The sequence below is a fragment of the Bacillus sp. 05T21 genome (assembly GCF_056396785.1).
The window spans coordinates 164,962-178,715 of record NZ_JBFTMD010000008.1; the positions used below are offsets into that span (position 1 = coordinate 164,962).

Genomic DNA, 13,754 nt, shown 5'->3' on the forward strand with positions numbered 1-13,754 from the left:
ATCCTCCCTTTATTTAGTTATTATTTTTAGCGCGTTTTTCTAATTCTTTAATGACTACATTACCTAGTTTGCTGACCTGATAAATACGAACTCTACCTAGTTGCCTAAAAGTTATTAAACCAGCACCCTCTAATCTTGCTGTCATTATGTCGAGTGAATATCTTGAAGGAAGTATTTTCTTCCCCTCATAATTCCCCTCATGTTCAATTTGGTATTCTTTATGAAATTTATTTACAAATTCCCACAAGCCTTCTTTGTGCATAGTTCCTTCCAAATCTAAAACTCTTAAGGCCCAGATGCCATCATTTAAGGTATCACACAGAGTATCTATAATTTCTTGGCTACTCATTGATATATTTGACACTAATTCCACACCACCTTTAATAAATATTAAAATTATGTATAGATACAAAAAAGTAAAATTAATATTACGGAATTTATTACCGCAATAAACGCCGTAGATACTTAGGAATATACTTCCGAAGTATCGTATGTATTAACTATAATATATCTCTGATATTTAATCAAGAACCTTTTAAAATCAAGGGTTACAATACTCCCGAAATATATTCCGTAATATAAACCGCATTATACACCGGAGTATATACGGATTATACTTCCGAATTCTCTACGGTAATGTATTCCGCTATATGTAACTTATAACCATCGGATGTAACTGCAAATATTCAAAAATTCATTGTTATATGAGGAGATTTATTTACGATATGCTGAGCTGATTTTGTACATATTGAAGTATTAATCACGCTCATCCAATTAATCGCCGCTCAACAACATAGGTATTTTTGATACATAACCCAAAGATTGAGCAATGATTGGTTGAGTGATCAGGTATAAAAACTCATGATATTTTAAGTAATCTATAAAGGTGTCCTTTTAGTTTCTATAGAATTTTTATATAATGTATATAGGACAAGCATCATATAGTTAGGTGGTGAGCAAATGAGTGATGAGCAGTTAAGCGATGGCTATTATCGAGTATCAGAAGTAGCAACCATGCTTGATATTCCTGAAAGTACTCTTCGTAGATGGTTGAATGATTTTGATGAGTACTTGAACATAAAAAAAGAACGACAACTAAAATATGTTCACGAAGATAGTATTGATACAGTAAAGAAAATTAAACATTATTATTCAGAGTCTAAGAAAAAGCATGAGATTGTAGGGCTTTTAGATATGGATCCCGCTGTTATTCGTAATGTTGATGCTGAATATGTTGATGGCGACGATGAGCAAAAAGAAACATCGCTAGTTAAAGCACAACAGGTAAATACAGACTTGATTGAGGCTTTGACAGGAAAAATCACTGAGGAAGTTACAGCTAAAGTGACCGCCGAATTAACAAAGCAAAATATGGAATTCTTCGCTGCTGTAGCCAAACAAAGTCAGGACAATTTCGATAGAATTAATAAACGTCTAGAGGAACGTGACGAAAAACTAATGAGCACTATACGATTAATTCAAGAACAAAAAAGTACAAATGCTCAGAGACAAGAAAATACTGAACAAAAAGGCGGATTTTTCTCTAAGCTTTTCGGAAAAAAATAAAAGAGACTATCATTTTGATAGTCTCTTTTATTTTCTAAATCCTTAGGACACTTAGTATCTTTACTGAGACTAAATTCATTAATAAATAACATGATTAATTTAAAGTTATTATGTTAATTCTGAATATTGTTATGTAAAATTATAATATATAGAATTAAAATATATTTACAGGAGTTGATACATATGTGGAAAAAGATTAACAATTATAAATATCACCTTAAAGACTTAAAATTCATGACTTGGCTATTTCTCGCTATCGGCTTGTTATATGCTTATGAATTCTTCTCTGGTATAATGTTCGACCAGGAGTTTCGTTGGCTCAAATTATTATGCACGATCATAATGATTCTAGCATTTATGGATATTAGAAAGAAACTTAGAAACAAAGACTATAGAACAACGTGATGAAAAAGGAATCCTTATGGGTTCCTTTTTCTTTGCAAAATAAAAAAGTAACGAATTCTTTTATTTCTGCCAATCTTTGAAATTGACATACTTCATATATTCTTTTTTAACTACTCCTTTATACCATTTATTCTTACTTTCAGATCTAGAAGGTTTTTTGTTATATTCATTAATATCTCCGTCTACATTGAGCCATTGTGGATTTTCATAAGCATATTTGTAGATGAATTGTCTAGCTTCTTTTAATGAACTAAATTCTCCTAAATGTAACTTTGGTTTAGCGGTTCTATATCCATATACAAAATAAGTTGTGCCATGTTCCCCTATAGTTTCAAAAAACGGTTTTGGTATCAAATCAATTCTTCTCATATAAACATCCCCTTTATAATAACCATAGGTTTATTATACAAATTAAATACTATTAAACTATTGTTCTGCCAATCAATATACGTTAATTCTCAGAACAATAGTTTAATAAACCTGTTTATTACTACAACTGCATACTTTGCTGTTTATTCGAGAGTTAATTTTGTAACTTAAAAATCTATGATTGATTCTCAATCACTCAATCACTGGTCATTCACTTTAAAAAAACACAAACAAAATTATATAAGTGACTGGCGATTAAGTGACTGGCTGAAACTATATTTAATATAATAAAACCATCCACTCAATCACCACTCAATCTATCAAGGAAGCTAAGTGTATTATTGTTAAGTGACCGATGATTGGGTGGGTGACTTTTGCTAATTAGAGGTGAAATAGGGTCTAGAACAAGGTGGTGTGTTGATTGAGTGGCAATTGATTAGGTGCGTGTCGTGAATATAATTGTATTTCAAACCATATTTAGTTGGTTCTTGATTGAGAGACGATCATGTAGATGTTTAATGTGCAGATTTTCATTCGTGTTAAGTTCACCAGGTGGTTACTTTTGAAAATCAGCTTGCAACCATGAAAAAAACTATATATGATGTAGTTACTTTAATAATTTTATATTTTTCTAGATGTAGATTTATTAATAATAATATGTTTATATAATATAAAAACAAAATATAATAAAGCAAAAAAAGGTTCATCAGCCCAATGAAATAGCGTCAACTATCTCATTGTGGTTCACCGCGAATCACTGAAACCCTAAATCTTTTTCTAGAGCGCGGTAAACAAAGCTTCTAAACCTTTTTTATTTGCATGAAATTATAAGATAATTTTACTGTATCTTATGTATTTGTGCAACTTAAAAAGGGGATTTCTTGCGTATTTTTAGGCATTGTTTACCGTGGTTATACATGTATTGCTTTTTTTAAGAGTAGTATTTTTGTATACGTGGTATGACAGTGCCTTTTTTGTGCTATTTTGAAAGGAGTTAGCAACATTATGAATACGCAAATGGCTTTTTCCCAACAGAACTTTAAGGTTCATGGGGTTAAGTTTTTCGATGGATTATTGAACATCGTGAAACTAGAAAATGAACGAAAAGAATTACCATCTTCAGCTTTAGCTACTTATATCTTGCTTCACTTTGAATGTAATGATATTGGTATGCTACCACGTGAATTTCAAATCATGGATCTTGCTAAGAAAAGTGGGATTCCCTACACAACAATTTATACGGGGTTTCAAGTTTGCTTGGAGCGTAGGCTCGTAAAAGAGACACCTGTTGGAAATCGTACTGTATATGAGGTTGTAGATTATGCCTTGTATAACCATACTGCTGCAGAAACTACAAAAACTACAGATATATCACTATCATATTTCCGAATTCCATTTCATCTTATTCAAACAACTATACTTAGTATTCTTGTAAAGGCTCGTGATAACAGAGGAATTATGTTCCTATTAGAATTAATAAACACTTTTTCGAGAAAAATTGGTATGGAGCATTATAAGCACCAGATTCAGGAGTTCGAGATTACAAGAAGAATGGCTTTTTTAAAGGACAAATTGAATCGTAATGCAAAGAAGGTACGACAATACATAGAAATTTTAAAACCAATTGTGCAATTTACAGCAATTGATTCTAAGGAAAAGAAGTCTAGCGACTCTCGCATAGCGCGTGTTAGAGCACAGGTGAAACAAGTCATCATTGAAAAGTTCAATGTGGTGTTTTCTTCAAACTGTGTAATTGAGAATGATAAAAAAGATTTACATAGGCCAGTAGCGAAATGCAGAAAGGAAGCAGTATCTCGTTTGAAATATATGGGACAATCATTACGAAAGAAAGATCGTGAAAATATGATGATTGCATTTAAACAGGAAATTGTGGACATTGCTGCATACATGCCAACAAAGGAAAAACAAAACGAATTACTGATTACCGCAATGACTTATGCATTAGATCAGGTTGAAAATTATACGAAAGAGCAAGAAATATTCTCTATTCCTGCATTTATGCGAGTACAATTCAGAGAATCCTGGACTGATTTTACGGAAAAAAGCTTGTCTGTAGAAGAAAGACACGATGTAATGATGAATTATTATAATCAAAATGGTGCCTATCCAGACTTCATAAAATCTTAAAAAATATAGTAAGCAGCAGCCCTTGTTAAAAAATCACATAAAAGCAAGGGTTATTTGGCATGTTCTTTAATTTGAGGACATGTTTTTTTGTTAAGGAAATGTCTTTACCGGCGCTTTTACGTAAATATATAAACAGTTTATGCTGCTTTTGGATACGATTCATTTTGTTTATAATTCGATTCAATACTTGTGGTTATCTTAATACTATATATTAAAACCTGTGAATTCTTAGTAATATGATATTTAGCTTCTTAATTTGTGTTTTTTATGATTCATTACTTGTATGTAATGGGGATAGTACGATATGTAATTTGGTTTAATATAAAAGAACGTATGGTATATAAGGATTCATAAGTACTTGTATTTTCTCTTTATATTTAATAATTGAGTTTAGTTATATATGATTCTTGTATTATTTATATAAAATACTTGAATATATTTTTATTTGAAATATTGTTTTCTTTAGATTAGATACATAAAAAATAAGAAAAATATAAGTGAATATATTAGCATTAGGATTTTTTGAAACTGTTGACTTTTAAAATTCAGAGATGTATTCTTATACATGAACAACAATTCACTAAGAGAAATATACAAATTAATAGATTCATTCTTTAGCTAAACGGACACACCGAAGGCACATAACCTGCCTTCGGTGTGTCTTTTTTTATGTATTAATAACATTTGAAAGGGAGAAATCAGAACTATGAATGAAATTGTAAGCATGAGTAAAGAGAGATTTGCAAAGTATTGTGAGGATAATTCAACGTTTGAAGAAAGTATTAGTCGTATCATTAATCATTACTTTTTATTGTTAGGTAACAAAGCTAATATCCTACAAGAAAGGGAGTTTAATAACGAAGTTGAAGAAAAGAAATTTAAGAACAATGTAAAGCGCTTTGAAACTCTATTCCCAGCCGCAGCCAAGAATGCATTTTTAAAAGGATATCAACTATGCCTTGAGTTTGTACATCATCCTGAAACCCACATTCCAGAGGAGCTATATACTGATTCGAATCTTATTAAAGATATTCCTTTTGCTTTAGTTAATGCATCTGAGTTTGAATTATATGAAATCATTCGAACAGATGAAACACAGGAATTTAGTGTATTTGCAATACGAACATTTGAGGGGATTCGTCCATTACTAGAACAAGTATTTTGCGAAATTGCATTTGCTGGCGCTGAATGTGCGTTTGAACACGAACGGTTGGAAAAAGGATTGGAACTAGTGAATGGGGATACCACTACTTTAACTAAAGTTCCTGTAGATCGCCTTTTTGCAATTACGCCTTCAGTAAATGGAGTTGTTGTGCATGCGGAAGAACATTGTGAGATTTGGAATCTAACTTGGAATAGCGGAGTAACGATAGACAATCCTTTCGTTGAGCTTGCAGAGGTAACATTTATTCATCAAACAAGAGATATGATTCAAAAAAGCATTGAAGATGGTGTTTTATACTACAGAATTCTTTATCTCGATACACCATTAAATGAAATTCAAGATCGACTGGAAATACGAATAAAACTTAATTCTGATTTTGAGGCACCACGACCATTGGAACAAGTTGAAGTGGAGTATATTTTGAATGAGATTTTTGGGAAGATTCACCAACAGGCGCAAATTCCAATTGAAAACATGATTTTAATCCAACGCTAAAAGTTGAAGGAGGTCTACCATGGTCAAAAAAATTGTATTAGCCATCAGTGATACTGTATATACGGCATATTTACGAGAAGATTTTGTTGGCGCGGGATTTGAAGTGGCTGATAGTGATGTGATGCACATAAAATATCTAGATGAAATTCTAGATACGGAACAACCCAATATTCTATGTATTAATGATAAGCGATTAAATATTGATGCGGGACAGGAAGATAAACGTGAATTGATTATCTTACAGAAGTTAAGGGATATACGTTTTAATCGAGATATTCGTATTGTAGTTTTTACAGAACGTGAGAATGATGATGAGTTTTTGGCGAAACTGATTTATCTAGGTATCTATGACATTTTCAACTCTCGTAGAATTGATATTGATAATAAAGTCATCCCGCAGTTGCTACAGGAGTCGGATATTAAGAATGTAGCCGAGATTGTTGGAGAAAGTCAGGCACCGCAACAAACGAAATTACCGGACATTCCTGCTGAGGAAGAAGAGGAAGTGCCAAGTGACTTAGAGGAAGGAAGCAATGATGAACCTTCCTCTAAGTCAAAAATATTTAAAAACAAACAAAAACGTAAGTCTGTACAAGAGGAAACGGTAATAGCACCAATAATTAAAAAGCAATATAAATTATCGTTTGAACCTGTATATGAGAAGCAGATTGGTATAGCAATTCCAAGGAAAACAATTGTTGTGGCAAGTATGAATAGGAGAAGTGGAGCCACTTTTGTTTCACATCTCCTAGCTGCCTATTTGAATGAACTACAGATTGATGTGAACTATATAGAGAATCTATACGATGAGGGATATACGTATCCACTATTAAAGGGCTACACAGAAGCACCAGAAAATTATCGCAGCGAGTTCATGTTACAACGATATAAAGAGATGCTACAGAAGGAATCCGATATATTATCTATTCCAAAGTGGAAGCAAGGAAAGATAAACTTTATCGTAAAGAATCCGATTGTAGACCAAGAATTAAAAAATGAAACAGAGCAGGACTTTGACCATTTTATTAAGGTCTTATTGGGGAACCAAGAAGCACCTATTTCTATTGTCGATGCAGGTAATGACTGGGACAAAGCTTTATACCAAGAGATATGTGAGATGGCGGATTACATATTCTTTGTAGCGGAGCCGGATCTTCATCAAATGCTAAAGATAGCACATCCTCTTACGCAAAAAGAAAGAAAGTTAGTTTCCTACTTAGCATTAGAGAAAACAAAAGTAATTGGGAATAGATTTTCATCTTCATTGTTGAAACACGAGGTAGTGGAAGAATGTTTAGGGCATAAGTTATTAGCAGCTATACCACATTATGGGATTGAGGATGTATTTGAAGCACAGTTGAATAGTAGTACGTTACTATCAAGTCGTAACTATTATAGAGAGTTAGAAGGAATAATGAAGAAGATAGCAGAGTTATTACTACCAAACGAATTGCTGAACCAGAAGAAAAGCTCTATATTAAGTGGATTTCGTTTCCGAAAGACCGAAAATTAAGAAGGGATGATAAAAAATGCAAAAATTTATAGTAGCTGCAAGTACGTTGCTATTATTTGCTGGATGCCTTTTCTTTGTAACGGATATGGTGATTGGGGATACAACACATACTGATAATAAATCGTCTTTAGAAAGAGGTGGCGAGATAGCTCTATCTAAGGCTGTAAAAGTAGGTACTCTCCGTGCAGAGGAAGAGATAGCAGTTGACCGAGAAGTAGCAGAAAAAGAATTTGAAAAAGCATATAACAGTAATGCAGATTTTAAAGATCCTGCTTCAAAACGTGATTTTTCTGTTCATGTTGTACAGGAAAAACCAGCAATGATCGCTGTTGAAGGTGATGCAGAAGCTGCTAGTTATTTTAAGCAATTTGATGAAAAAAAAGAAACGATAAAGAGTAAAGCAAGAAGTATTATTATCTACGATGCGAATGCAAAAGAAAAACAAATTGGTGGGAACGTAAAATAATAGAAAAAGAGTAGGTGTATAAAGAATGCAAAATACAGTAACTACAGCTCTATTCCTTACACTTTCTTTATTATTAATTAGTCTTCTACCTGAAGGTGTATTGTATGGGATTCAGTTGGTGAAAGCACATAACTTTGCTTCTGATATGGTAGAAAGTGCAGAGAATAAGGGTGGATTTCAATATGATAACAATGGGAAAAGGGTTGATTTAATCCCTGGAATAGAGAAAAGAATGAAAGAAGAAAAGATGGATGGCTGGAAGTATGAGTATACGAAAGGTCGCATAGAGCATGGTCAGCCACTCGCTTTCAAGGTGAATGCAGAACACCATTTCTTCATATTTAAGCTAATTGGAGTAGAAGGTGTAAAGGCTCCGATATGGGCAAGTAAGGATGGAATAGGACAAGTATATTTTAAATAATGAAAGTGAGGTCTATAAGATTCTTGCTATAAAAGACTATGCTGAAAAGTATAGTTTTTTTGCTAGAAAAATATATTTAAAAATAAATATATAAAAATACTTTACAAGCCCATTTCTATATGGTAATATTTTCCATATAGAACAGCGGTTATAAAAAAACGCTATCATATAATTTATATGTTAAATTATCTAGATTTTATGTTCAAATTAGGTACAATAAAAGAATCTATAAAAAAAACTAATATATTTGGAGGAACAAACAATGGCTAACAAATTTTTAAAAACAGCAACAGCACTAACAATTATGGGAACATCACTTTTAGGGGCGGGAGCATTTACTGCTAAAGCTGCTGATAATACAGATTCATTAAAATTCAATGATGTTCCAGCAAATCACTGGTCTACTAAAGCAATCTATGATTTAGCAAACCGTAAAGTAGTAGCGGGATATGGAAATGGACAGTTTGGTTTTGGTGACAATGTAACTCGTGGACAGGTTGCTCGTATGATTTACGCATACGTAAAACCAGCAGAAGCAGATGCTAGTTACAAAAATCCATTTAATGATATCAAAGGACATATGTTTGAAAAGGAAATCTTAGCACTTGCTAAAGCGGGTCTTGTAAATGGTTACGGAGAAGGGAAATATGGTCCAGATGACATTTTAACTCGTGAACAAATGGCACAGGTACTTGCAAATGCTTTCAAATTCAAAGCTACTAAGACAACATCGTTTACTGACATTGATAAAAACTCATGGGCATTAAAAGCAATTAGTGCATTAGAAGAAAATGGCGTTACTATTGGTACAGGAGGTAAGATGTATTCACCATATACACATGTAACCCGTGAACAATATAGCCAGTTCTTATATAACTCTATTAATGTAATCGAAAAAGAAACAAAACCAGAAACGAAACCAGAAGTGAAGCCGGACCCAAAACCTGAGACAAAACCTGAGACAAAACCAGAAGAAAAACCAGAAGTGAAGCCAGACCCAAAACCTGAGACAAAACCAGAAGAAAAACCAGAAGTGAAGCCAGACCCGAAACCTGAAACGAAACCAGAAGAAAAACCAGAAGTGAAGCCAGACCCGAAACCTGAAACGAAACCAGAAGAAAAACCAGAAGTGAAGCCAGACCCGAAACCTGAAACAAAACCAGAAGAAAAACCAGAAGTGAAGCCAGACCCGAAACCTGAAACAAAACCAGAAGAAAAACCAGAAGTGAAGCCAGATCCAAAACCAGAAACAAAACCAGAAACAACATTACCAGTAGAAATAGATAAGCAACTAGTTGCAGGAGATGTAGAATACAATAAAGTAGCAATGGATAATACTCCGATGGCGAAAAAATCTATTTCTTCTGAAGCACAAAATGTGCTTAACTCTGTAAATAATAAGTATGGCACAGAATTAAAGTATTCTGATTTAAGTGGGACTATTAGTCTAGTGGATAAAAACATGTATTTACCTGCTGGTTCTTTAAAATCTCAATTTTATGTTGATGCAATAGATGAAGATAATTTTGAAATTGTATTCTTATATAATAATAAGGCAACAGTAGAATTAGCTAAAAGATGGGTGGCTTTATTAAATCCTGCGTTAAATTTAGATAAAGAGATTCAAGAAACAGTAGATGCGCAAGTTATCAATAATTATGTGAAAGAGAACCATAGAGTTCGTGTAGGGCATTCTACTGCTGATAAAATGATGTATGTTCAAGTAAAGAAAAAATAACATCATTGAATTTAAATATATTGTTTGTTATGATATATTTAAATAAATATATGAATTTAAAATTTACGTGAAGGACACACCTTACGTACCATTCCAACGGTACAGGTGTGTCCTTTTTTTGTTTAAGGAGGAAAAGAAATGAAATTTAAGAAGGGAATATTTGTCCTTTTTACTTCGGTTTTATTGTCGGCACCTAATAGTGCAGATGCGAAAAATAATGATGTTCCATTTTATAATGGGAATGAAGATACTTTTGTAAAATCTGCCCAATTACAAATGCCAGGAAAATATTTTAGGCCTGGTAGTTATTCACCACAAGGTACTGATTTGATGTATAAAGGAGATATACATTATCCTGCGGTTTACAATGGTTCATTTAACTGGGGAAATCCTAAAGAAAACTTAGTACAGGGAAATGATAGTTCTGAGCCGTATATCCGTATCTCGAATGAAGGATATTTTAATAGCTCTGTGCCAGTTGGTGATAGAATGGTAACAGAAATAGAACGTGTAACAGAGCCAATAATTTCTAATAAGTATTGGGGAAACCCTGAATTTGTATTGGGAAATATAAAGGAGCATATTATTAGAAATGATAAAACAAATGAGATGTATGGCCAGTTTTATTGGATTCGAGATATAGCCTATCTTTCGGGTGGTTATGCGGGAGCTGGTGCTGTAGATAGTGTGAATAATTATAATTTGTGGTATGTACGAACTAGTAAGCCTGAACTAAAAGAATTTAAAGCATCTAGTGGCAAAAAGGATGACCCTGTTAAATTTATATTTAACGGTTTCGAATATGTAAGTAAAAATAAGGGATATAATGACCGAGATCCTAATGGAACAACTGTTAATCCTTATCAATCTGAAGCTGGCGAACGAAATCGTGTGAAATGGATGTTAGATATTATAAAAGATGGGGAAACTGTACATCATCAAGAAAATTACTTACGTTCAAGTGCGCAAAAAGATAATCAAAGACCAAATGAAGGTGATGCAGGGCGATTTTCAAAAGAAGATGTAAATTGGCAGCCACAATTGTGTGGTCGATATACTGCGAAAATTAAGGTGCTTGATGGTGTTCAAAGGGAGTCAAATGAGAAGACTGTTAACTTTAATGTAGACGGTAACTGTGGTACAGAAGTGACACCTAACCCAGATCCAGGCGATGAAGATGATTACAAATATAAAATTGATTTCTCGGCTGACCGTATTGAAGGAGAGACAGCAAGAGAAGGAAAGAATATTAAAACAAGGGTAGATGTATCACGTGATAACTTTAAACCAGAACGTGATCAATATAGAGCGAAGGTAAACAATAATATTAATAAGTCCCAGCAGGAAGTAAATAGTTCTGAATCAGATAGAGATAGTGCGCAATCTAGTTTGAGTTATTGTCGCCGTAATCCTATTCATGAAGTAGATGCAGAGGGGAATGATCACTATTATGATAGGGATTGCTCTTGGGAGGAAAATAGACTGGACAACGCTGCGGGTAGGTTAGATAAAGCAAGAGAGAAGCTAGAAAAAGAGAAGAAAAAAAATAAAAAGTTAGATGCATTGGAAGAAAAGTATGCAAACCCTGAAACGGTAGTCGTGCTAAAACATAACGGACAACAAGTGGCGTCACAACAGGTAAGACTAACAGAGGGAGAAAAGAAGACATTGAACCTGGATTGGCAGCATAAAGGGAAGGGGACAATTCAAGCGGAAATTAACCCTGCTGGTAATCGTATAGACATAGAAGAAACCACATACAAAAATAATCCAATTAAAACAGCTATTTATGCACCATCAAATGAAAAAGGAATGTGCGGTGTTACAAGTGTAAAAGGTGTGGTAGAAACAGTCAGTGAACGTGTTTCTAAGGATAATACAGTTGGAGATATGTATTATGAAACGTTAAGTGGTAGTATAGATAATTTAGTGCCATCTAAACTACATTCTGGTTATGGTTTTGCTTTTGAAGTAAACGGAAAATACAAAAATGATTGGAATGCAAATTACCCTGGTGTATTTACATCAGCAACAGCACAATATCCGTTCGCAGATGAAGGATTAAAAGCTAAACAAGATTTAGAACGTAAGACAAATACAGGTTCTACATCAAGTTTTTCTCCAAAGAATATGTATCTATCGGAGAAAACTGGCCATGTATTTGATAGTAAAAGACCAACTAAGTCTTTATATTGGGATGGACAAGAAAAGATCATTGATGGGGGACAAAAATGGTATACACCAATGAAGACGAAAGATGGGGTATATACTTTCAATGTAGAAACAGCTCCAGCTGGTATTAATGAAATGAGTCTATGTCTAACAGAGCAAGTAGAAATTAAAGGTGTTGCGTATGATGATTTTATAAAAAGAAGAGTTTTCCCAGATGATCCATTCCCTGGTGGAAGTGGAGTAGGTTGGAACTGGGTAGGTAAAGAAGAACTACTTCATAAACTGACGGATTGGTATTACATGAAAAACGGGAAATAAAAATAAAATATAGTATAATTAGATGAATCGACAAAAGAAATCCATCTTAAACTAGTAGCTGAATGGACAAACCAAAGGCACATCCCTTAATTGGGATGCGCCTTTTTTTCGTAGAAGGGGGAATTTAAAGTGGATAAAAAGAAAAAACAACGTGTGAGACGTGCAATTTTCATCGGGGTTGTCGCAATGATTGTATCTCTGTGCATTGGCAGTGAATTTCAGGATCGGAATGGGAAAAGCTATGCTCCTGCAAAGTATTTTGAAACAGGAACAAAATTGATTTCGTTTTAGAAGTAATTTTATTTATTTCGTCCACTATAGTGGATGCAGAGACATGACATGTACCATAGTTGATGTTATAATATGTGTAGAAGTATTACAAAAATAGTTTTTGCATAAACTAATAAAGACGAAGTGCTGCTAACACTTCGCCTTATGTAACTGCTACCGCAAGGTGGCTGGTTGCTAAAAAAATAGTTTATTTTTTCTTAGAACCGCCCTTCAAACGCTTGCCGGCATTGTGGGTGGTTCTTTTCGTTTTTCGTCGCTTTTTTTGTATTTGTTTCCAAAACTTTGATAGGTGCTTGCCTACTCGTTTTGCCACAAATACAGCGACTTCTCTAGCAATAACTTTTACAATTTCAATTGCTATAGTGAAAAGTATATCCATACGGTCACCTCCTTTCTCCATAAAATGAAAGAGAAAGGATAGCAACCGACCACCCTGAAATATTCAGTTACATTACATTTATTATATCATATTTACGGGATGTTTAATAGCTTAAAAACCTTGATATGACAACGTTTTTTAATGGTTTTCGATTTGTAGGATACGTACTTTTAAATAGAAAAAAACAGATTTTTTTTAGAAATGATTGACATAAAACCGTATATATCATAATATTGAAATTGTAATATTAAAGAAAACAAATCCAACATTTTCATATAGACTTTAGATTAGCTAAAAGGACACACCTA

Annotated in this window: 13 protein-coding genes; 10 read left to right on the plus strand and 3 right to left on the minus strand. The window is 33.5% G+C overall.

Annotated features, from left to right (window positions below; translation table 11 throughout):
- Positions 1–13: 13 nt before the first annotated feature.
- Positions 14–349 carry a hypothetical protein gene (locus tag AC1DKZ_RS16930; protein WP_043314595.1) on the minus strand — a complete coding sequence of 112 codons (336 nt, stop codon included), beginning with the start codon at positions 347–349 and terminating at the stop codon, positions 14–16.
- A gap of 611 nt (positions 350–960) precedes the next feature.
- Here AC1DKZ_RS16930 and AC1DKZ_RS16935 point away from each other — a divergent pair.
- Together AC1DKZ_RS16935 and AC1DKZ_RS16940 are read left to right on the plus strand one after the other, a co-directional pair.
- Positions 961–1,566, plus strand: coding sequence for a MerR family transcriptional regulator (locus tag AC1DKZ_RS16935; protein WP_476996692.1), 606 nt, complete (start codon positions 961–963; stop codon positions 1,564–1,566).
- A gap of 183 nt (positions 1,567–1,749) precedes the next feature.
- The gene (locus AC1DKZ_RS16940; protein ID WP_476996693.1) at positions 1,750–1,971 is read left to right on the plus strand and encodes a hypothetical protein; all 222 of its coding nucleotides are present in this window, start codon (positions 1,750–1,752) and stop codon (positions 1,969–1,971) included.
- 60 nt (positions 1,972–2,031) lie between these two features.
- Here AC1DKZ_RS16940 and AC1DKZ_RS16945 read toward each other — a convergent pair whose 3' ends face one another.
- Positions 2,032–2,340 carry a hypothetical protein gene (locus tag AC1DKZ_RS16945; RefSeq protein WP_476996694.1) on the minus strand — a complete coding sequence of 103 codons (309 nt, stop codon included), beginning with the start codon at positions 2,338–2,340 and terminating at the stop codon, positions 2,032–2,034.
- 1,005 nt (positions 2,341–3,345) lie between these two features.
- Here AC1DKZ_RS16945 and AC1DKZ_RS16950 point away from each other — a divergent pair.
- From AC1DKZ_RS16950 to AC1DKZ_RS16985, 8 genes are all read left to right on the plus strand, one after another.
- A complete protein-coding gene (locus AC1DKZ_RS16950) occupies positions 3,346–4,488 on the plus strand; it encodes a hypothetical protein (protein WP_476996695.1) in 1,143 nt (380 codons plus the stop codon).
- Between the two features lie 706 nt (positions 4,489–5,194).
- Positions 5,195–6,148, plus strand: coding sequence for a hypothetical protein (locus AC1DKZ_RS16955; RefSeq protein WP_215586267.1), 954 nt, complete (start codon positions 5,195–5,197; stop codon positions 6,146–6,148).
- 19 nt (positions 6,149–6,167) lie between these two features.
- Entirely contained in the window at positions 6,168–7,661 is a 1,494-nt protein-coding gene (locus AC1DKZ_RS16960; protein WP_476996696.1) for a hypothetical protein, read from the plus strand.
- Between the two features lie 16 nt (positions 7,662–7,677).
- The gene (locus AC1DKZ_RS16965) at positions 7,678–8,127 is read left to right on the plus strand and encodes a hypothetical protein (protein ID WP_476996697.1); all 450 of its coding nucleotides are present in this window, start codon (positions 7,678–7,680) and stop codon (positions 8,125–8,127) included.
- Between the two features lie 25 nt (positions 8,128–8,152).
- On the plus strand, positions 8,153–8,548 hold the full coding sequence (locus AC1DKZ_RS16970) for a DUF4320 family protein (protein WP_476996698.1): 396 nt from the start codon (positions 8,153–8,155) through the stop codon (positions 8,546–8,548).
- 262 nt (positions 8,549–8,810) lie between these two features.
- On the plus strand, positions 8,811–10,286 hold the full coding sequence (locus tag AC1DKZ_RS16975; RefSeq protein WP_476996699.1) for an S-layer homology domain-containing protein: 1,476 nt from the start codon (positions 8,811–8,813) through the stop codon (positions 10,284–10,286).
- A 138-nt stretch (positions 10,287–10,424) separates the two neighbouring features.
- Positions 10,425–12,776 carry a hypothetical protein gene (locus AC1DKZ_RS16980; RefSeq protein ID WP_476996700.1) on the plus strand — a complete coding sequence of 784 codons (2,352 nt, stop codon included), beginning with the start codon at positions 10,425–10,427 and terminating at the stop codon, positions 12,774–12,776.
- 129 nt (positions 12,777–12,905) lie between these two features.
- Positions 12,906–13,067 carry a hypothetical protein gene (locus tag AC1DKZ_RS16985; RefSeq protein WP_002169988.1) on the plus strand — a complete coding sequence of 54 codons (162 nt, stop codon included), beginning with the start codon at positions 12,906–12,908 and terminating at the stop codon, positions 13,065–13,067.
- A gap of 187 nt (positions 13,068–13,254) precedes the next feature.
- Here AC1DKZ_RS16985 and AC1DKZ_RS16990 read toward each other — a convergent pair whose 3' ends face one another.
- Positions 13,255–13,446 carry a hypothetical protein gene (locus AC1DKZ_RS16990; RefSeq protein WP_476996701.1) on the minus strand — a complete coding sequence of 64 codons (192 nt, stop codon included), beginning with the start codon at positions 13,444–13,446 and terminating at the stop codon, positions 13,255–13,257.
- Positions 13,447–13,754: the final 308 nt, after the last annotated feature.

Bases quoted from the DNA above. Each gene is read 5' to 3' on its own strand.
- AC1DKZ_RS16930 (WP_043314595.1), bottom strand. From the start codon at position 349: ATGAGTAGCCAAGAAATTATAGATACTCTGTGTGATACCTTAAATGAT.
- AC1DKZ_RS16935 (WP_476996692.1), top strand. From the start codon at position 961: ATGAGTGATGAGCAGTTAAGCGATGGCTATTATCGAGTATCAGAAGTA.
- AC1DKZ_RS16940 (WP_476996693.1), top strand. From the start codon at position 1,750: ATGTGGAAAAAGATTAACAATTATAAATATCACCTTAAAGACTTAAAA.
- AC1DKZ_RS16945 (WP_476996694.1), bottom strand. From the start codon at position 2,340: ATGAGAAGAATTGATTTGATACCAAAACCGTTTTTTGAAACTATAGGG.
- AC1DKZ_RS16950 (WP_476996695.1), top strand. From the start codon at position 3,346: ATGAATACGCAAATGGCTTTTTCCCAACAGAACTTTAAGGTTCATGGG.
- AC1DKZ_RS16955 (WP_215586267.1), top strand. From the start codon at position 5,195: ATGAATGAAATTGTAAGCATGAGTAAAGAGAGATTTGCAAAGTATTGT.
- AC1DKZ_RS16960 (WP_476996696.1), top strand. From the start codon at position 6,168: ATGGTCAAAAAAATTGTATTAGCCATCAGTGATACTGTATATACGGCA.
- AC1DKZ_RS16965 (WP_476996697.1), top strand. From the start codon at position 7,678: ATGCAAAAATTTATAGTAGCTGCAAGTACGTTGCTATTATTTGCTGGA.
- AC1DKZ_RS16970 (WP_476996698.1), top strand. From the start codon at position 8,153: ATGCAAAATACAGTAACTACAGCTCTATTCCTTACACTTTCTTTATTA.
- AC1DKZ_RS16975 (WP_476996699.1), top strand. From the start codon at position 8,811: ATGGCTAACAAATTTTTAAAAACAGCAACAGCACTAACAATTATGGGA.
- AC1DKZ_RS16980 (WP_476996700.1), top strand. From the start codon at position 10,425: ATGAAATTTAAGAAGGGAATATTTGTCCTTTTTACTTCGGTTTTATTG.
- AC1DKZ_RS16990 (WP_476996701.1), bottom strand. From the start codon at position 13,446: ATGGATATACTTTTCACTATAGCAATTGAAATTGTAAAAGTTATTGCT.